This is a genomic window from Lentibacillus kimchii (assembly GCF_042666895.1).
GTDB lineage: Bacteria > Bacillota > Bacilli > Bacillales > Amphibacillaceae > Lentibacillus > Lentibacillus kimchii.
Window position 1 is genome coordinate 75,185 of record NZ_JBHTGR010000055.1, and the last position, 20,111, is coordinate 95,295.

Here is a 20,111-nt window from a genome sequence, read left to right on the forward strand (position 1 = left end):
CCTCCTGTTTTAATTCTTCTTAAGATGTTTCAGACTCGATACAAATTCTGACCATAGTATTGCCTTTTTGTGATGTATATAGTCTTACAAAACCATTTCAGTTACTTTGTGAATTTTCGCTGGGATTCGTCATTTGAAAGACCGTATTGTGCTGCAGAACGTTACAGCGTGCGAAAGATAACAATCACGTGACAAAGGTCGTTCAACATGATGAAATAGACATAGAACATATACCAGTTGATGACCAACTAAAGGAGCGATTGTTAGTATGAAAGATCAGGATCATGCCAAAAAAAATGCAGGGGAATCATCGGTGGATTTGATTCAGAATGGTATGACAGTTGGGTTAGGTTCAGGTTCAACAGTGTACTGGATGCTCAAACAACTCGGTGAGCGTGCAGCAAATGGCCTGGATGTCAAGGGTGTGCCATCGTCTCAGCAGACAAAGGGATGGGCTGAGGCATTTGGTGTGCCGCTGACGGATTTTGCGCACGTTAAAAGACTCGATTTGGCCATTGACGGAGCGGATGAGGTTGACCCCCAGTGGCAGCTGGTCAAAGGAGGAGGCGGTGCCCTCGTGCGCGAAAAAATTATTGCCGCCTCCGCAAACAGCCTGATCGTGATTATTGATGAATCCAAAACGGTGTCCCAATTAGGAGCTTTTCCGCTGCCAATTGAGGTTGTCCCATTTGGGTGGGAGACGACCGCTGAAAGGATCACTGAGACTGGTGTGGAGCCGGTTGCCCGCCGAAATGATGCTGGTGAGTTATTTGTCTCAGATAATGGCAATTATATCGTTGATTGTCATTTCGGCACTATTCGAGAGCCACGAGCTTTAGAAAAACAAATCAATCAGCTGACAGGTGTTGTGGAGACAGGCTTGTTCACGGATATGGCTAACAATGTCATTGTCGGTTATCCTGACCGGACTGAGACATTTGGCCATTCATCATGATATGACTGGTCGTATCAATAACAGTATGTTTTTGTGATTAAGTGAAGTGAAATTTTTGACGAATGGGGTTGCACATACAGATGAGCCGAATTCTCGATATCTATCAACAAGTTCAGAAAGCTGGAAGTATTGGAGCAACCGCAGAGGAAATTGGCGATGATTTGCAAATTAATCGTTCGACTGCTAGCCGTTATTTAAATGATCTTGTTAAAGCTGATCGTGTAGAAAAACTGCCTGGTAAACCAGTTAAATATATGACACGTCAGCAAGTACCTGCAGATTCTGTGAAGCAGGAGGTGATCGGATCAAAGGATAGTCTTAAGCCTTTATTTGAAACAGGAATGGCAGCATTTTTATATCCAGTCCGATCGCTCCCGATTCTGTTAACAGGTGAAACAGGAACTGGCAAATCGTATCTTGCGGAGAAATTGTCTTATATGGCGATTGAGAATGCTGGCGATTCAGCTGATACTCCATTTATTGCTTTTAATTGTGCTGACTATGCACAAAATCCAGAACTCCTTGTTGGCCAAATATTTGGTATTAAAAAAGGTGCGTTTACTGGTGCTGATGAGGACAAAACAGGACTGGCAGAACAGGCAGATGGGGGTATTTTATTTTTGGATGAAATTCACCGCCTGCCTCCATCTGGTCAGGAAATGCTTTTTTATTTGATAGATAAAGGCATTTACCATCGATTAGGAGAGGCTACTCGCGAACGGCATGCAAATGTAGCCTTGATAGGAGCAACTACCGAGGACTCGGAGAACTATTTATTATCGACATTATTACGACGTTTTTCTGTTAAATTAGATGTTCCCCCACTGCGGAAACGAAAAGATTCTGAGCGCCAGGCTCTCATTGACTATTTCTTGACAGAAGAAGCTGCGAAAATGAGTGTTGATCTTTCGCTTGAAGACGACTGCCGCGAAGCTTTTTTATCATATGACTGTCCGGGGAATATCGGTCAGCTTAAAAGCGATATGCAAATTGCCTGTGCACGTGCTTATCTTCGCTATTTAAACAGTGAGGATGATCAGGTTTTTGTTAAACTTGAGGACTTTCCAGGAAATAACCCTGTTCAGTCAGATTTCCAATTACAGAATCAGTCTTTTAATGATAAACAAGAACAATTATCACAAGAGCTGGCAGATCCATTTCCAAATATCTATCAGAGACTGGATGATACACAAAATAAAGATGAGCATCAGTTGCAGGAAGTAGTGATGTCGTATATTCATGAACTGACAGAAAGATATAGGCAGCCTGCTTTGTCACAAGACAGCTGGCAGAATATGATCGATTATGACTTGCTGAACAGCCTGTTTAGTGCAGCTGACCGTTTGCGCAAGATATTACCGTTTACGATTAGCCAGGGTCAGTTGTACATTATTGGTTTGCATTTGCAGCATTACCGAAATCACTTACATGATAACGAACAAACCGAGTCCATACCGGCTGTTCGCCATCCAAACGCATCTTATCGTCAAGCAGCCAATTATATTGCTGATCAACTAAATCTGAAAATTGGTATCGATTTACCAAATGAGGAGATTGAACTATTAGCTCACTTTTTGTCAACGGATCATCAGCTTGGAAATGATCGTCCAATTGAACAGATGGTTGCAGTTGTTCTTGTTACACATGGAGAATCTACAGCTTCCTCGATGGCAGAAGTAACGAATTATTTACTTGGCAACAATGTCGTTCACCCTATTGATATGCCTCTTAATCAATCAGCTGAAGAAACGTATGATCGAGTGAAGCAGGTCATTAATAGAATGTCTGATATTACAGGCGTACTTTTGCTAGTGGATATTGGTTCTTTAATTACAATGGGTGATACAATCCAAAATGACTTGCAAGTCCCAATTAAAACGTTGTCAAGCGTTAATCTCCCCATGATTCTGGAAGCAGGTCGTCAATCACTGACAACGGAACAATCATTAGACATGATATATGAGAAAGCAAAAAGCGCGATGCTGACATTTATGGAGAAGGAACACCAAACAACTCCTCAGAAAAAACGGCTCATTGTGACTGTCTGTTTCACGGGTGAAGGGGCAGCTCAGCTATTGGAGTCCTGGCTGGAAAATCAGCTATCAGCGGCGGATGAAGATGTTTTGATCCGGTCGGTGAGAATTGATCCAGAGACGAAGGATACGTCTGTTTTGAATGGTTTAAAAACTTATTATGATGTTGTGGCGATCATTGGAACGGTTCCTGTTTCAATTGAAGGTGTTCCGTATATTCCAGCGTGGGAACTTCTTCAAACTGAAGGTATTTCACGCATGCATAAATTGCTGGAAATAACACGAAAATCAGCGATGCCGGAAATTAAGGGGGAAGTGGCAAAAGACGAAATATATGGATTGGTTATTCAGGGGCTGCAAGAAATAGTCACCTACATTAATCCACGGGCTATAGCGGAACTTCTGCAGAAACATATCCCGAGAATTCGCCGGTACTATGATTGGGACAGTAGTCATGAACTAGGCATGTGGATGCATATTGGAAGTTTGCTTGATCGAATGGTATCAGCAATTGTACAGCAAAACCATGATCAGCTGCTGTCTTCATTTCCTGTCTCCAGAGAGACCGTTATATCTGCTGATGAACAGCAAATTTGGCAGCCACTCTTTGATCAGACTGAACAAGCGTTCTCTGTCGTATTGACAGATTATATAAAACGAGAACTTGTAAAACTTTCCCGGTAAATGTGTGCAATTTTTTTGCACACATTTTTTATTGTGTTTTGTTCACAGTTGAATTTTTACTTGGATAATTTAAACAAGCAGGCTATGATGCTGTCCGGGAGCGTTAAGCCAGTATATGAATGATGTTGGCATGATTTTTGCTATATTATATATGAAAGGCGATAAGTCGTATAAGCAATGCATGAAGTTTCGTGAATAGTTAATTCCTGGGATGAGATAGGAGGTGTGATATGAACAATCTGAAGCGATTTTTTATCATTTATGCATCAGTGTTTGCCCTAGTTTGGACAGGATATGGGCTTTTCGCCGTTATTACTGGTAAACCATCGGCCAATTTGATTCTCGGGTATGGCATTGGCTTTTCTGTTGTAATTTATGCGGCTTCGTGGTTTGCCTATTGGTTAATGGGACATTATAAAAAAATTGACAAAATGGCCAAAGACGTATTTTCAAAAAATAAACGAGTAAAGGAGTAGATTCATTATGGCAGAACAAATGAAAGTTATTATACTATGCAGCTGGGGTGCAACTTCGAGTCAGCTCGCTAAAAAAGTACAAGAAGCTGCGGAAAAACGTGGTATGAATGTAGAAGCCTATGCTGGAGGCACTGGTGAATTCCAGGAAAAGGCCAGTCAATATGACGTGGCACTGCTTGAACCACAAGTCCGTCATTTGAAAAAGGAAGTGACAAAAGTTGGCGATGCCAATGGTGTGCCTGTTGAACTTGTTGATCAGCGTGCATTTGCCTTGATGGATGGTGAGAAAGTACTTGATCAGGTACTAAAATTAAAGAATCAATAAATTTATTGATTCTTTAATAAGAACTGAGATCAACGATATGATAGAACACTAAGCAAAGGGGGAACATTTATATGAATTTGGTTCAATTGATGGAAGATAAACTGATGGGTCCTTTAGGTAAAATTGCCCAAAACAAATATTTACAATCAATTCGGGACGCTTTTGTCATATTTGCTCTGCCCGTTATTATAACGGGGGCTATATTTCTTATTATTGCTAACCCGCCGACCTCACTCAATTGGGGCATTATTAATGCGTGGGAAAATGCAGTTGACCCGATTCAGGATCAGATTCTGTTTCCGTACAATTTGACCTTTGGCATAATGGCGGTAACAGTTGCATTTGGTGTTGGTTACAGCCTGGCTCAGAGGCATGATATGGATGCGGCGTTGTCAGGTATATTATCAATGCTGGCGTTTATCATGATGGCATTTCCAGTAACCGATATTGAACAAGTGCCATTCGGCGATGTATTGGATTACCTTGGCGGTCAAGGGTTGTTTGTTGCTATTATCCTGGGTATTTTAACAACGGAAGCGATGCGATTCCTGCTGAATAAAGGATTTGCGTTTGAAATGCCGGCTGGAGTACCCCCATATGTTATGAGGACTTTCCGAGCTCTTATACCTTTTTTGATCATTTTACCGGCTGCTTGGGCTCTGGAATGGATTGTCTGGTCAAATTTCGGCGTAACGATTCCACAAGCAGTACTTGATTTATTCAGCCCGCTGGTATCAGCATCTAATTCTTATTGGGCAGCACTTGGTATGATTCTGTTAATGCTCATTCTCTGGTCAATCGGGATACATGGTATGAACGTTGTATCATCTGTTGCGTATCCGTTTTGGACAACACAGCTGGCAGATAACGCAGATGCTGTCAGTGCCGGGAATACTGCTGCAGCCGATGGGATTGTTACTGAACCATTTTTCCATATGTTTACTCATCTCGGGGGATCAGGAGCCACGATAGGTCTTGCTGTTTTCTTATTGTTTGCTTCGTCTGTACAATTGAAACAAGTTGGCAAAACGGCTATTATCCCGTCTCTGTTTAATATTAATGAACCGCTCATTTTCGGAGTGCCAATTGTATTAAATCCAATTCTAATTATACCGTTCGTTATAGGACCGGTTATCATTGTAACGATTAACTATATCTTGTTCGCAACAGGTATTTTGCCGCCAGTCATTATACAGCCGCCATTTACTGTTCCGATTTTCTTTGGTGGATTTATCGCAACAGGCGGTTCATGGCTGGCCGGCTTTGTTCAGCTTATGAATGCGGCCATTGCTGCCCTTATTTACTGGCCATTCTTTAAACAGTATGATAAACAGCTGGTGCAGGAAGAGAAGGAAACAGAAGAAGCATAAATAGACCTCGATTGCATAAGGAGTGGTGACGTTGAATTACGAAGAAATCATGACACAGCTTATTTTACACGGCGGTAATGCCCGCGGAGCAGCCTATGAGGCACTTGATGAAGCAGAAGAATTTAAATTTGACGAAGCTGAAAAACTGATGAAAGAAGCGAATGATGAGTTTCTTGAAGGTCATAAATATCAAACAGAACTGTTGCAGAATCAGGATGAAACAGCTGCGCCAAATTTCTTTATGATTCATGCACAAGATCATGTTATGACCGCTCAGGCAGAGCTTCAGCTGATTAAGCGTATGATCGGACAGCTGAAGCAGAATGAGAAACTGGAGAATCGGATTACAGATCTTGAAAAACAAACTAAGAGTCAATAGGGGCATAACTGGCTGAAAACAGCTGTATAAGTTATACTTCATTGACCTGCTGAATTACTGCCTGACGTATTATTTGTCAGGCAGTATTTTTAAAGGTTACGAGGGAGGACTTGACATATGAACTTTGGAACTGTTGGGACTGGCTGGATCACCGATGCATTTATTGAGGCAAGCGGCTATTCGCAGGAATTGACCCATTCGGCTGTTTATTCACGGACGACTAACAAGGCGGATGCTTTCGCTCAGAAACATGACGTTAAGCATGTGTTTACGGATATACAGGAAATGGCTGCAAGTGACGTGCTTGATGTTGTGTATATCGCGTCACCTAATGCATTGCATTTTGAGCAAAGTGTTGCATTTTTAAAGCAGCAGAAGCATGTTATTTGTGAAAAGCCAATTTTTTCAAACATTCATGAGTGGGAAGAAGCTCATCGTATCGCTGATGAGCAAGGTGTTTTCCTGCTTGAAGCGATGCGGAATGTGCATGCGCCAAATTTTAGGACGATTTGGGAAGAACTACAGCAGATAGGACCGATTCGCAGCATGATCCTGCCATTTGTGCAGTATTCTTCACGGTATGATAAACACTTAGCTGGTGATGTGCCCAATGTGTTTTCACCCGTATTTTCCGGTGGAGCTCTGGTTGATCTGGGCGTTTATCCATTGGCACTTGCGCTTGGTCTGTTTGGAGCACCTGTAAGTTCTGCTTATTATCCAGTGAAGCTTTCAAGCGATGTTGATGGCAGTGGTGTCTTGATTTTGGAATATCCGGGTTTTACAGGGACGATTCTTTGCTCCAAAATAGCACAGTCATCCAACACATGTGAAATTCATGGTGAAAAAGGGACGCTGGTTTTTGATAATCCTGGCGATATGTATCACCCTCGGATTATAAGGCCTGATGGCGGGGAAACACAACTGAGTGCTGATGACCATCCGAATAATATGGTTTATGAAGCCAGTATTTTTGCCCAGATCATATGTGAGGGTGATAAGCAGACTTATGAGAAATTGACAAAGCTCAGCCGTGATATTCTAATGATTACCGAGAAAGCGCGATACAGTAATGGGATTTTATTCGACAGTGAGAAGTCATAATGACACAAATTCAGTGTAAAAAGCGGCATGGTCTAAAGCAATCCCAGCTGTTGTAAACCATGTGCTATGCCGTCGTCGGTGACTGAGGTTGTTTGCTGTTCTGCATATGGGAAAAGGTCTTCGTGTGCGTTAGCCATGGCAACGCCTGTACCAACAGCTGTTAGCATTTCCTTATCATTCATTCCGTCCCCGAAAGCAATCGCCTGGTCGCGGGAGATGTTCAGGTGCTTCAGCGTTTGCTCGACGGCATAGCCTTTATTGACATTTTTTCGCAAAATGTCATAGCTGTTTTCCGCACCGTTTACATGAACTGGTGAAAGACGGAAGTTGGCGTCAATCTCATACATTGGAACATCCTCAGGTGCTGCATTAAGAACTGTAGCGCCTAAAATTTTATCGGCTGCATCGGACGTGTATAGCGCATTGCTTTTCATATCGAATAAATCAGCAAATTGCTTGATAAAGGGACTTTTCGGGTCAGTCATGTAATTTGTGTCACGTGCATACAAAATCAGTTCCTGACCATTTTTGGCTGCGGTATTGGTGAATTGTTTAATTTGCTCCTGCGGTATGGGTTCATTAACAATAACATTTCCCTGATGCAGGGCAAAAGCGCCATTATAAGCAATAAATGAGTGGATATCCAGTGCTTCTGCCAGATCATGAATTTCATGAAGCGGTCTGCCCGTCGCTAAAAAGACGTCCACGCCTTGTGCTTTTACAGCTGCAATGGCTTTTTTGGTTGTCTCGGAATAGGTTTGGTCAGGTTTTAAAATGGTACCATCAATATCGAGAAATAAAACGTTATACATGGGAATCTCCTTATCATTTCCGTACTGTATGGACCATATTAGCACAGGCATGCATTTTTTGACAGGTCTAAAAATGCTGAAGACGTCACACACTACGTATTGAACAGATGCTAATTGATCTGTTCAACACCCCACGAGGAGTGATCAGTTGTGGCTGGCGACAAAAATAATTTACTGGCACCTGGAGCAGAAAATGCTTTGGAAAACATGAAACAGGAAATTGCGCAGGAATTGGATGTCGAGCCCGGAGCGGATACAACTGCACGTGAAAACGGATCTGTGGGAGGCGAAATGGTCAAACGCATGATCAATATCGCCGAACAAAGTGTGTCAGAAAAAGATAAATAAAGGTCTGCAGACACACAGGCAGAACCAGCTTCGGCTGGTTCTGCCTTTTTAGTTCAATGGTTTGTATAATTTGACGAAAACGGCTATAATTGAACAGAAATTTTGGTTCTACATGCAGCATAGGTTTGCTACAATAGAAGTAAGAATTGTTAAACTATTTAGGGAGAGGGGAAAAGCTGATGACGTTTGGCATATTATCACTGCTTCCTCCGGTCATCGCAATTGCGCTGGCACTCGTCACGCGAAATGTCATACCTGCTTTATTTGCTGGTGTATGGCTCGGCGCGACGATGCTCCATGGCTGGAACCCATTTATGGGACTGTATGCCAGTTTCAGCGATATTATTTTGCCTAACCTCGCAGATGAAGGAAATGCGACGGTGCTCGCTTACTGTGGATTTTTTGGCGTCCTGATCGTTATTTTACAGCGGACAGGAGGTGCGCATGCCATTGCCTACGCTATTTCAAATAAAGTCAAAACGGCCAGAGGTGCTCAAGGATCTTCCGCATTATTTGGTATTATTATCTTTTTTGAGGATTATTTCAACGCCTTAACCGTTGGCAGTGTGATGCGCCCAGTAACGGATAAAAAGCATGTATCCCGGGAAAAACTGGCTTATATTGTGGATTCAACATCTGCTCCGATGTGTCTTTTAGGCCCTGTGTCAACATGGGTTGTATTTATTATGGGGCTGATTGGTGCTCAGTTTGTTGAACTTGGCGTGTCCGGATCGGAATATTTAATGTACTTATCAACAATACCGTTTAACTTCTATTCCATTTTAGCGCTCTTGCTTGTTGGGATTCTGATTTGGAAGAAATGGGATTTCGGACCAATGGCCAAGGTTGAACACCGCGCACGGACAACAGGCAAATTAATCCGTGACGGTGCCGAACCGCCAACGGATGATCAAATGGGTGATGTGGAAATGGTTGAAGGCCATACACCTAAAAAACGGAATATGATTGTGCCGATTGTTGTTCTGCTGGTCATTATTCCACCAATGTTTCTCTGGACCGGCGGTTTTCCGGAACATGATCTGATTACGGCCGTAGGAGAGGCAAATGGCGGACTGTCAATTTTGCTGGCAGCGTTTGTCGCAGGCATTGTTGGTCTGGCGATGGGGATGCAGCAAAAGCTGTTTTCCTTTAAGGAAGCCATGTCCCTCTATGTGAGTGGTTTTCGGAGTATGATGGTTGTCTATATTATTTTAGTCCTTGCCTGGTCAATCGGGTCGATCACTTCGAAACTGGGAACGGCGGATTACTTAGTTGATTTTGCGGAACAAACAACCTCACCAGCAGTCATTCCGGTGCTTTTATTCATTTTCGGAGCCATTATCGCCTTCACAACGGGAACGTCATATGGAACGTTTGCGATTATGATTCCGATTGCGATGCCGATCGCGGCTACAATGGATATGTCAATGGCTCTGACGATTGCAGCCGTTTTAAGCGGAGGGATTTTCGGTGACCATTGTTCACCAATCTCCGATACAACGATATTGTCGTCGGCTGGATCGTCAAGTGATCATATCGACCATGTCAACACCCAGATTCCTTATGCTATGACAGCTGGCATCAGTGGGATAATTGCCTTTTTTACAGCGGGGGTCACGGGTTCAGCCGTTTTGTCGCTCGTACTTGGTGCTGTCGTTCTGGTGGTGCTCGCTTTTCTGCTTAATAAATTCTGGGGAAAACGGATACCGCAAGAAGATGACCTTAACGCGCAATCAGAAAGCTAGACAGACAAACGACCGCATTCTGTATCCTGAATTGACTTTGGTCCAGTGTATCGATAAACTGGTATGTAGTTAAACTGAGATATGGTGAGGTGATTGGATGTTTAATACAGGTCTAATTATAGGTCTATCGTTACTGGTTGTTATCATGCTTGTTAATGTGATTATTACGGCTACATCGTCTGCATCTCCCGGAAACAGCTTTGGCATCTACTTGCCGCCAACTGTCATATTTGCTGCCGGACTTATTATGCTGGCCGCTTCGACGTTTGGCAAAATTGAGATGGCCGGACTTGGCTTCGGCGGCTGGGGCGCTGCCAGCTTGTTTGCCGCTGCAGTCGGATTTGTTGTAACATCCGTTGTTGAAAGTTACAGACAAGCCTCATGAATAACCTAAAAAATATCTGCCTTTTTCGGGCAGATATTTTTTAGGTTATCAATGCAGAATCCCTGCATGAACACAATGGGCAGAATGCCAAGTGAAAGGGGTCAGTAAAATATATTCAGAAGTCCCAGGAGCATGAGCAGAAAAGGGGGGAGCAAGGTCAGCTGCTGCAGCCACTTTTTAGTCGATAAAAACATGCCCAGCCGCACGCCGCACCAAACAAACAAACCACTCATTAAGGCAATGGAAAAGGCGGTTAAAAGCGGCGAATAACCGATCATAGCCGCACCGAGTCCAGCCCCGAATGCATCAATGGCCAACGCAAATCCCAGAAAGACCGCTTCAGTCATTGAAATACTCCCGGAGTCGTCTAAATCAGCCTGTTTGGGTTCTTTCATGACCGTTTTAAAATCGTGCCATGCTTCCTCAGTGGAAAAATTAAAGGATGCCTCTCGTCTGGAGCGAAGGACATTATATAAACAATACAAACCGATAACCAAAAGGATAATGCCGCCTAGTACATCAGTCAGACCAGGCGTGATAAATGCTTTAAGCATATTTCCAATTGTCATGGCTGCGTACACGATTAAGCCGGAACAAAACATGATAATGCCCAATGCTGTGATCGGCACACGGACGCGCTGTATGCCATAAGACATGCCGACACCGAACCCATCGATACTGACGCCGATAACTAAGAGAATTAAGCCGGTATAGTAAAGCATCGGTATCATTTTCCTTTCTGCATTGGTCTACCCCAGTATATTGCATTGGAAATGAAGATGTGAAAGACGCACGGGGAGCCTTATTTGTGTTAAAGTAACGGCAGAGTGTTTTTGAAAGAGAGAGGTTTTAAAAATGAGCAAAACTGTTGTATTAGCTGAGAAACCTTCCGTTGGCCGTGACATTGCACGTGTCCTGAACTGCCGGAAAAAAGGCGATGGTTTTCTGGAAGGATCAAAATATATTGTGACATGGGCGCTTGGGCATCTTGTGACACTTGCAGATCCGGAGATGTATGAGGATAAATGGAAGACGTGGCGGCTTGAGGATTTGCCCATGCTGCCCGAACAGCTGAAACTGGTCGTGATTAAACAGTCAGGTAAACAGTTTAATGCGGTTAAGACACAGCTGAATCGCAAAGATGCCGGTGAGATTGTCATTGCAACGGATGCCGGACGTGAAGGTGAGTTAGTTGCCCGCTGGATCATCGATAAGGCACGTGTGAGTAAGCCAGTTAAACGGCTCTGGATCTCGTCGGTTACGGATAAAGCCATCCGTGATGGTTTTAATCATTTGAAACCAGGCAAGCAGTACGACAATCTATATGCAGCTGCTGCCGCACGTTCAGAAGCGGATTGGTATGTGGGGCTGAATGCGAGCCGCGCACTTACAACCAGATTCAATGCACAGCTGTCAACAGGCAGGGTGCAGACACCAACACTTGCCATGGTGCGGACACGAGAAAACGCAATTAATGCCTTTCAGCCCAAACCGTTTTATGGCCTTGAAGCCAAAACGAAAACCGGCCTGACCCTGACTTGGCAGGATCAAAACAACAACAGCCGGCTTTTCTCCAAAGACAAGGCAGAAACGCTGCTTAACGCTTTAAACAAACAGTCGGCTAAGATCATCAATGTTGATAAAGCGCAGAAGAAAAAACATGCTCCACAGCTATATGATCTGACAGAGCTTCAGCAGGATGCCAACCGGATGTTCGGGTTTTCCGGCAAACAGACGCTGTCACTCATGCAGAAGCTGTACGAACAGCATAAAGTGCTGACATACCCGCGGACAGACTCCCGTCATTTATCGTCAGACATTGTGCCAACCTTGAAAGATCGTGTGAAAGCTGTTAATGCCGGTGATTATAAGCATGTGGCCGGCCCGCTTTTAAATAAACAATTTTCACTTCCAAAGTCGGTTGTTGATAATACGAAGGTGTCCGACCACCATGCGATTATTCCGACGGAGGAGCCGCCTGTCTTGGCTAATATGAATCAGCAGGAACGAAAAATTTATGACTTGGTGGTTAAACGCTTTTTAGCAGTGCTGTCTGATCCATATGAATATGAACAGGTAACGATAGAAGCACACGTGAACAAAGAGCGCTTTGTCGCAAAGGGAAAACATGTTCAAAAGCCGGGCTGGAAAGCTGTGTACAATGATCGCAGTGATACCGGTGAGCAATTGCCGGATGTCCAGCAGGGGGCGACACTGGACAATCTCCGTATTACGATGACAACTGGCGAAACCAAACCGCCGGAGCGTTTTACTGAAGGCGGTCTCCTGCAAGCGATGGAGAGTCCTGCTCGCTATATGAATCAGGACGAAAAACATTTGGCTAAAACCATCAGTCAAAGTGGTGGAATCGGAACGGTCGCCACACGCGCTGATATTATAGAAAAATTGTTTAATAGTTCTCTGCTGGAACTCCGCGGCAAATCGATTTATACCACATCGAAAGGGCGGCAGCTGCTGGACCTGGTTCCTGAAGATCTCCGTTCCCCGGCACTGACAGCTGAATGGGAAACGAAACTCACCCGGATTGCAGAAGGAAAGTTAACCAAACAAGCCTTTATTAATGAGATTAAAGACTACACGAAACAAATCGTGCAGGAAATTAAGACAAGTGAAGAAACGTTTAAACACGATAACATGACCGGAAGCAAATGCCCGAATTGCGGCAAACTTATGATGGAAATTGATAACAAAAAAGGTAAAATGCTCGTTTGTCAGGACCGCTCCTGCGGCTATAAAAAGAACATTTTCAAACGGACAAATGCCAGATGCCCCAATTGTCATAAGCGAATGGTCCTGCGCGGTGAAGGTGATGGAAAGACGTTCACTTGTCAGTGCGGCTACCATGAGAAACTATCGGAATTTAATAAACGAAAAGAACGGGAAAAAGGCGATAAAGTTTCCAAAAAAGATGTTAATAAGTATTTGAATAACCAGGATGATGACTTCAAGAATGATGCGCTGGCTGAGGCGCTCTCCAAGTTAAAAAAATAGCTTCATAATAGGACTCCTGCTATGCAGGGTTCTTTTATGACGGTGGTTTTTGCTGCAGCTGAATACCCTGAAGTATAAAGATTCGTTTTTGAACGCAATCTATGGTAGTGTATTAAAGTGATAAATTAAGTTGTTGGGCTGCAAAAAAAGGATCACCATGAATTAATGAGATAAAAAATAGGAAAGCGTTTTCTATACTCTGTGAATTATGATAGAATTTAAAAATAGATAATCTATAAGACTGCGATTGAATTAGGAGGCAAACAATGACTGACGATGAACAACTTGACAGAGCAACTGGAGACCAAACAATTCAAAAGCTTGATTTTCGCCTTGGTTCGTTCGGTGCAGTTATCCCGCTCTTATTTTTTGTCGTCTGGGCGATTACGATCAGTGTGCTCGATTTATCATCTGAAGTAGCGCTCGTCCTGGGTGCTATCATAGGTCTTACAATGGGCCTCTTGCTGTGTAAAAGTAAATGGGAGGATTATGCGCAGGGATTATTTGATGGACTAAGCCAGCCTGTTGGTGTAATTGCCATGGTGGCCTGGTTTTATGCCGGCATGTTTGCACAGGTGCTGCAAGTTGGCGGTCTTGTCGAAGGACTTGTCTGGATTGGTTCCGCAACAGGTGTTGAAGGCGGCATGTTTGTCGCACTGACGTTTTTGCTGGCGGCAGTCTTTTCTACCGCTGTCGGTACCGGTTATGGGACGGCTGTTGCATTTTGTACATTAATGTATCCAGCCGGCATTGCTGTTGGCGCTGATCCGACATTTTTATTTGCTTCGATCCTTGCCGGTGCCGTATTCGGTGATAACCTGGCACCCGTCTCGGACACGACCATCGTTTCAGCAACAACGCAAAACGCTGATGTGCCGGGCGTTGTGCGCAGCCGTTTCAAATACTCAATCCTGGCTGCTGTACCGACGGTTATACTTTTTGCTATTTTCGGAGGCGGCGGCAGTCCAGAGGTTGATCAGGCAACAGCTAATTCAGTGATTGAGTCTGTTGATCCGAGCGGTTTATTGATGCTGATTCCATTTGCGCTGGTTCTTACTCTTGCTTTAGCTGGACACCATTTGATTACATCCTTAACTTGGGGAATTATCACTGCAATTCCGATGGTTATATTCCTGAATTTAGGTGAGGCTTCAGATATTTTAACCTTTAACCCGGATTCAGATACCGTTGTTGAAGGAGCACTGGTAGAAGGCATCACCGGTTACTTTAATATGGCGATTCTAATCCTGCTTATTGTTGGTGCTGCGCACTTAATGCGTTTGGGCGGAACCATGCAGGCTATTACCAACACCCTTGTCAAATGGATTAAAAACTCTGTGCGCAAAGCTGAGGTGTCGATGTGGGCGATTGTTGCCCTGTTAAACAGTGCCATTACAATTAATACAGCAGCGGAAATTGCCGCGGCTCCCTTTGTTCAGGAAATTGGTACGAAATACAACCTGCACCGCTATCGGATGTCAAACATGCTTGATGCGGTGACATCAGCATTAGGATATATTTTCCCATGGGGTGCGCCGCTGTTATTAGGCTACTCGACACTGCAGACGATGCAGGGAAAATATGAATGGCTGCCGCTTGTGGATCCAACGTCGGTATTTCCATTCGTTTTCCAGGGCTGGTTCCTGGTTGTTATCATGCTGATTGCGGCCCTGACAGGCTGGGGACGCCGGTATGAAGGGAAAAACGGTGAAGAATTGAAAGAAAAACCACGTGACTAACTTATCTGAAATGGGGACCTTCTACAGGAGGGTCTCCATTTTGTATGATTAATCCTGAGTACTTACATTTAAGGTGATGATAACATGGACATAAAAGGCGCTATTGATCACGAAACGCGCTGCGAGCATTATCGAAGCGCGAATGATCGCATAGCTATTAAATTTTATTGCTGCGGAGAGTATTTTCCGTGTTTTAAATGTCATGCCCGCTTTGGCTGTGGTGAGGAGGGTGTCGTGTGGCCTCGGAATAAGTTTCATCACAAGGCGGTTTTATGCGGCCAATGTCATGTAACATTATCCATTAATGATTATTTGGCAAGCGGTTATAGCTGTCCCGCATGCGGTGAAGCGTTTAATCCGGGATGTGCGCTGCACAGCCACCTTTATTTCGGGACTAACTAAGAAAAGGGGTTAGGACAAAAGGCAAGAGTCATTGCCCGCTCCGGAAATAGACGTCACTTTCCGCGGGCGGCTGGTGAGCCTCCTCGTGCTTGCGCACTCCGGGGTCTCACCTATGCCTCTGCTCCCTTAGAAGTCGCCGTCTTTTCCTCCGCTGAGCCGCAGCTTCGTTCATCTTGGGAGTTGGTCGCTTAAATTCTGTCCCAACTCCTTTTATAAATAGACTGCCATGCTTTTTCCGGATCAGTTGTCGGTTCGTGACAAGCAAAGTTTTCGCAGACGTAAACCGTCAACTGTTGCTCAATTTGCTGATAGTCAGCGACGAACGGGGCTGCTTGTGCAAGCTGTTGTGGATCCGCACTCGCCAGAAGCGTTACGTCAGGCAAAAAGGTTTGCTGCAAATTGGCGATGAAGGCGTCCTGAATGTCACCTAGAACGACTGCTTCTTTTGTCGGATTGTCCAGCAGCAGCAAACTTTGCACAAAGTGGATGCCGCCATCCGGAACGCGCTTGAGCGCATCGTAAAAGGTGTAGTACATGCTGTCCAGTTTATCAAGGTACGCCGTATTACCAGTGAGAAAGCCCATCGTTGCAAGCATCATGGCGGCAACACCATTACCTGAAGGAAGTGCGTCATCATAAATGTGCTTTTCCCGCGACAGTAATCGCTCACTGTCATGACCGGTTAAGAAAAAACCGCCCTCATCTGTATCCCAGAACAAATCAATCATGTTATCTGTCAGACGGCATGCCATTTGCAAATAATGCTGTGAAAAGGTTGCTTCATAGAGTTCGGCATAAGCCCGGATCAAAAAAGCATAATCATCCAGATAGCCGGCATACTTGACGTCACCATCGCGATAGCGGGCCATAACACGATTGTTCTCGACCAGGTTTTGCTCAATAAATGCAGCTGTTTCTTCAGCGGCATTGGTGTAATGCTGTTCCTGAAACACTTTTCCTGCCTTGGCAAGCGCCGCTGTCATCATCGCATTCCAGGATGTGAGAACCTTATCATCAATATGAGGATAGACGCGTTCATGACGTTTTGTAAGCAGCTGTTCTCGTGCTGCATCCAGCTCCTGCTTTAACGCCGCTGTCGTCATGTTTCGGCTGGCTGCCATCTGATCCAAATCCGTATGGAGCAAATTTGGTATGTTGCTGCCTGCGAAATTACCTTCCCGTGTTATACCATAAGCATCAGCAAACATCACGCCGCGCTCTTTACCCAGAACTTCCAGAATCTCATTATAATCCCAGACGTAGTATTGACCTTCAATACCTTCTGAATCGGCATCAATTGCTGAATAAAAGCCTCCCTCGCCATTATGCATTTCTCTCATAACAAACGTTATAATTTGCTCGCTTATCGTCTTATACAATGGGTTAGCTGTAACTTGGTAGCATTCAGTATAGGCCATTAGGAGCAGCGCATTATCATAGAGCATTTTTTCAAAATGCGGGACGAGCCAGCTTTCATCAGTGGAATAGCGGGCGAAGCCAAAACCGATATGGTCATAGATCCCGCCGGCTGCCATTTGCTGCAGTGTTTTTTCGGCCATCTCAAGAGCCTCAGTTTCACCTTTAAAATAATAGTATCGGAGCAAAAACATGATGGTGTGCGGTGTCGGAAATTTGGGCGAATCACCAAATCCGCCGTTTGTCAGATCAAATTGTTTTTTGAGTGCTTTGTACGCTTTGTCAGCTGTTTCTTGTGTCAGCCGGTTTTCGCTTTTGGCTGAAATAGTTTTAGGAAGCGCGTCTGTGACACTCTTCGTGACGTTGGCAATTTGCTCAGGGTCTTCCTGATAAACATGGTTGAGCTGGGTGATGACATCGCTGAATCCAGGCAGGCCATATTTACTGTCTCTGGGAAAATAGGTGCCGGCGTAAAAAGGCACTTGCTCAGGTGTCATAAAAATGGAAAGTGGCCAGCCGCCCTGACCGGTCATCATCTGGCACACTTTCATGTAGATGGCATCAATGTCCGGACGCTCCTCGCGGTCAACTTTAATTGATACAAAATGTTCATTTAAGTAAGCGGCAATGACTTCATCCTCAAACGATTCACGGGCGAACACATGACACCAATGACATGTCGAGTAGCCGATCGAGAGGAATATAGGTTTGTCTTCCTGTTTCGCCTTATTGAATGCCTGATCACCCCAAGGATACCAATTGACTGGATTATAGGCATGCTGCTGGAGGTAAGGAGATTTTTCGCTGATCAGGTTATTGGCTTTGTTTTGCTGTGTCAATTTAACACATCCTTTTAATACCATTCTAGAATTTATCAATTCCCAAAACAAGCAGATACGACACTATGGCTGGAACAGTATTTTTGCGTGCATTCAGTCCTGAGAGACGGGTCAATGATCACCAGCTGTTAATGCCTCGCAAAAATCTTTTTAATTTTTTTGTCTGAAAGTATCAAGACTTGTTCGATTAAGTCGATATAAGACTATAGAGGTGCATGCAATTCGGACGGAATTGTTTTGTTCTATTTAGCGCATTATGAAGCAGAAAAGGCAAACTGTTCGAAAGAGCAGGACGCAAAGCCCAGGGTCTAACGTGCTGTATTATGCGATATGATCGCCTGGCTGCCAAATCTTTACTACATTATGTATTAAACGTTTTGGCTATTCACCGGTTTAGGAATAGCTATTTTTATTACCGTGAAATGCGTACTTTACAAGACTGCTTTTATACCCGGAAGAGAAGCGGCAGATATAGTTACTCAGCATTATGGAGGGTACAGGATGGATAAGACATCAATACTTGGTATATTATTCGGCATTATTGCGATTGGCGTAGGCATGTTTTTAAAAGGGGTAAGTCCCATGGCCGTTGTTAACCCGGCGGCATTACTGATTATTTTTCTGGGAACAGCGGCATCCGTTTTAATCGCCTTTCCACTGAGAACGCTTAAGAAAGTGCCGGTCCTTTTGAAAATCATTTTTACGGAGCGCAAAGGCAACAATGCTGCACAGTTTGTTACGATGATCACGAGCTGGGCGGATACGACCCGCAAAGAGGGTTTATTATGGCTGGAAGGCCAGCTGGACGAGGTGAAAGATCCTTTTTTGCATTCTGGTTTGCAATTTGTTGTAGACGGTCAGACACCGGACTTTATCCGGGAAGTGCTGCTGGAAAAAATAGAAGCCATGGAACAAAGGCATCAGAAGGGTGCTGCCATCTTTTCACAAGCAGGTACATATGCGCCTACCCTGGGTGTGCTAGGGGCTGTGATAGGGCTGATTGCAGCACTGAGTGATCTGAATGACATTGAAGCACTGGGATCGGCCATCTCGGCAGCTTTTGTGGCGACCTTATTAGGGATTTTTTCCGGGTATGTGTTATGGCATCCATTTGCTAATAAGCTAAAAGAAAAGTCCGAGGATGAGGTTCGTCTGAAGGAAATCATGATCGAGGGTATTTTATCCATAACTAATGGCGAATCATCTCATATCATCAAAGATAAGTTAAGTTCTTACCTATCGGCAGAAGAGATAGATATGCTGGATAAGGAGGACGACGATGCGGCGGAAAAAACAACGTAAAAGCAATCATATTAATGAATCGTGGCTGCTTCCCTATTCAGACTTACTGACATTATTAGTGGCATTATTTATTGTGCTTTTTGCCATGAGTGAAGTGGACGCGCAAAAGTATCAAAGTCTTATGGATGTGTTTGAATCTGAATTTAAAGGGGGCACCGGCGTTATGGAGGGAGGAAGCGGCGAACAAGAGCCATTGCCTGCTTCTTCAGACTCGGCGGATGAAAAGGACAAAAAAAGCGCTGGTATGAAAGAGGCTGAACGCCTGGAAAAGGTGCAAAAGAAAATCAATGGTTATATTGAAGACAATAATTTACAGGATGTACTGGGTACCGAATTATCCAGTGAAGGACTGCTTGTAACTATTTCCAATGAGGTGACGTTTGCCTCAGGAAGCGCCGAAGTTAACGCTAAAGGCCAGGATATAGCTAAAGAAGTATCCCATTTTTTGTATACCGACCCTCCGCATCAGATTGTTGTAAGCGGCCATACCGATAACCGTCCGATCAACACTAAAAAATACAAATCCAACTGGGAATTAAGTGCGATGCGCGCGATAAACTTTATGCGTTTAATATTGGAGAATGAAGATCTTGATCCGGAACGTTTCAGTTCCAAGGGGCGTGGTGAATATCAGCCGCTAGTACCCAATACGAACGAAGAAAATATGTCAAAAAACAGACGGGTAGAAGTGCTTATCTTACCGAACCATGACATTCCCGAAGACGCCGAAGCTATAAAGAAAACAGAGAAGGAATGATATTAGATGGAGACAATGTCAACTGAGAGAA

The 20,111-nt window shown here is 44.2% G+C and carries 18 protein-coding genes and 1 riboswitch; of the genes, 15 read left to right on the plus strand and 3 right to left on the minus strand.

The features are described 5' to 3' along the window. The first annotated feature begins 268 nt into the window (after positions 1-268). From rpiA to ACFQU8_RS11160, 7 genes are all read left to right on the plus strand, one after another. Entirely contained in the window at positions 269-955 is a 687-nt protein-coding gene (rpiA, locus tag ACFQU8_RS11130; protein WP_382359928.1) for a ribose-5-phosphate isomerase RpiA, read from the plus strand. 80 nt (positions 956-1,035) lie between these two features. Continuing rightward, on the plus strand, positions 1,036-3,672 hold the full coding sequence (locus ACFQU8_RS11135; protein WP_382359931.1) for a sigma 54-interacting transcriptional regulator: 2,637 nt from the start codon (positions 1,036-1,038) through the stop codon (positions 3,670-3,672). A gap of 230 nt (positions 3,673-3,902) precedes the next feature. Further along, positions 3,903-4,148, plus strand: coding sequence for a hypothetical protein (locus ACFQU8_RS11140; RefSeq protein ID WP_382359934.1), 246 nt, complete (start codon positions 3,903-3,905; stop codon positions 4,146-4,148). Positions 4,149-4,155: 7 nt separating this feature from the next. Next, entirely contained in the window at positions 4,156-4,473 is a 318-nt protein-coding gene (locus ACFQU8_RS11145; protein ID WP_382359937.1) for a PTS sugar transporter subunit IIB, read from the plus strand. Positions 4,474-4,544: 71 nt separating this feature from the next. Continuing rightward, a complete protein-coding gene (locus ACFQU8_RS11150) occupies positions 4,545-5,843 on the plus strand; it encodes a PTS sugar transporter subunit IIC (RefSeq protein ID WP_382359940.1) in 1,299 nt (432 codons plus the stop codon). A 49-nt stretch (positions 5,844-5,892) separates the two neighbouring features. Further along, positions 5,893-6,222: a PTS lactose/cellobiose transporter subunit IIA gene (locus tag ACFQU8_RS11155; RefSeq protein ID WP_382360198.1), complete on the plus strand. Its 330-nt coding sequence runs from the start codon at positions 5,893-5,895 to the stop codon at positions 6,220-6,222. A gap of 117 nt (positions 6,223-6,339) precedes the next feature. Further along, positions 6,340-7,323 (plus strand): Gfo/Idh/MocA family protein, encoded by a 984-nt coding sequence (locus tag ACFQU8_RS11160; protein WP_382359943.1) that lies wholly within the window; start codon positions 6,340-6,342, stop codon positions 7,321-7,323. A 32-nt stretch (positions 7,324-7,355) separates the two neighbouring features. On the opposite strand, the gene ACFQU8_RS11165 is transcribed toward ACFQU8_RS11160, so the two are convergent. Then, positions 7,356-8,135: an HAD family hydrolase gene (locus ACFQU8_RS11165; RefSeq protein ID WP_382359946.1), complete on the minus strand. Its 780-nt coding sequence runs from the start codon at positions 8,133-8,135 to the stop codon at positions 7,356-7,358. A gap of 150 nt (positions 8,136-8,285) precedes the next feature. Between ACFQU8_RS11165 and ACFQU8_RS11170 the strand changes: the two genes are divergently transcribed. The 3 genes from ACFQU8_RS11170 to ACFQU8_RS11180 all read left to right on the plus strand — a co-directional run bounded on the left by ACFQU8_RS11170 (position 8,286) and on the right by ACFQU8_RS11180 (position 10,613). After that, the gene (locus tag ACFQU8_RS11170; RefSeq protein WP_382359949.1) at positions 8,286-8,483 is read left to right on the plus strand and encodes a small, acid-soluble spore protein, alpha/beta type; all 198 of its coding nucleotides are present in this window, start codon (positions 8,286-8,288) and stop codon (positions 8,481-8,483) included. 179 nt (positions 8,484-8,662) lie between these two features. Further along, positions 8,663-10,228: a Na+/H+ antiporter NhaC family protein gene (locus ACFQU8_RS11175; protein ID WP_382359952.1), complete on the plus strand. Its 1,566-nt coding sequence runs from the start codon at positions 8,663-8,665 to the stop codon at positions 10,226-10,228. Between the two features lie 97 nt (positions 10,229-10,325). Further along, on the plus strand, positions 10,326-10,613 hold the full coding sequence (locus ACFQU8_RS11180; protein ID WP_382359955.1) for a hypothetical protein: 288 nt from the start codon (positions 10,326-10,328) through the stop codon (positions 10,611-10,613). 101 nt (positions 10,614-10,714) lie between these two features. Here the strand turns inward: ACFQU8_RS11180 and ytaF are convergent, their stop codons facing one another. Further along, complete coding sequence (gene ytaF / locus ACFQU8_RS11185; RefSeq protein WP_382359958.1) at positions 10,715-11,344, minus strand: sporulation membrane protein YtaF; 630 nt, start codon at positions 11,342-11,344, stop codon at positions 10,715-10,717. A gap of 124 nt (positions 11,345-11,468) precedes the next feature. Here ytaF and ACFQU8_RS11190 point away from each other — a divergent pair, with 124 nt between their 5' ends. The 3 genes from ACFQU8_RS11190 to ACFQU8_RS11200 all read left to right on the plus strand — a co-directional run bounded on the left by ACFQU8_RS11190 (position 11,469) and on the right by ACFQU8_RS11200 (position 15,766). Then, on the plus strand, positions 11,469-13,625 hold the full coding sequence (locus tag ACFQU8_RS11190) for a DNA topoisomerase III (RefSeq protein ID WP_382359961.1): 2,157 nt from the start codon (positions 11,469-11,471) through the stop codon (positions 13,623-13,625). A 266-nt stretch (positions 13,626-13,891) separates the two neighbouring features. Next, positions 13,892-15,364: a Na+/H+ antiporter NhaC family protein gene (locus ACFQU8_RS11195; protein WP_382359964.1), complete on the plus strand. Its 1,473-nt coding sequence runs from the start codon at positions 13,892-13,894 to the stop codon at positions 15,362-15,364. Positions 15,365-15,448: 84 nt separating this feature from the next. Then, on the plus strand, positions 15,449-15,766 hold the full coding sequence (locus tag ACFQU8_RS11200; protein ID WP_382359967.1) for a CHY zinc finger protein: 318 nt from the start codon (positions 15,449-15,451) through the stop codon (positions 15,764-15,766). A 188-nt stretch (positions 15,767-15,954) separates the two neighbouring features. Here ACFQU8_RS11200 and ACFQU8_RS11205 read toward each other — a convergent pair whose 3' ends face one another. Continuing rightward, entirely contained in the window at positions 15,955-18,021 is a 2,067-nt protein-coding gene (locus ACFQU8_RS11205; protein ID WP_382359970.1) for a thioredoxin domain-containing protein, read from the minus strand. Between the two features lie 259 nt (positions 18,022-18,280). Beyond that, positions 18,281-18,371, plus strand: a riboswitch (cyclic di-GMP riboswitch). Positions 18,372-18,522: 151 nt separating this feature from the next. On the opposite strand from ACFQU8_RS11205, the gene motA reads away from it, so the two are divergent. Together motA and motB are read left to right on the plus strand one after the other, a co-directional pair. Further along, positions 18,523-19,323 (plus strand): flagellar motor stator protein MotA, encoded by an 801-nt coding sequence (motA, locus tag ACFQU8_RS11210; RefSeq protein WP_382359973.1) that lies wholly within the window; start codon positions 18,523-18,525, stop codon positions 19,321-19,323. Beyond that, entirely contained in the window at positions 19,301-20,080 is a 780-nt protein-coding gene (gene motB, locus ACFQU8_RS11215; protein ID WP_382359976.1) for a flagellar motor protein MotB, read from the plus strand. The genes motA and motB overlap by 23 nt, the downstream gene beginning before the upstream one ends. Positions 20,081-20,111 lie beyond the last annotated feature (31 nt).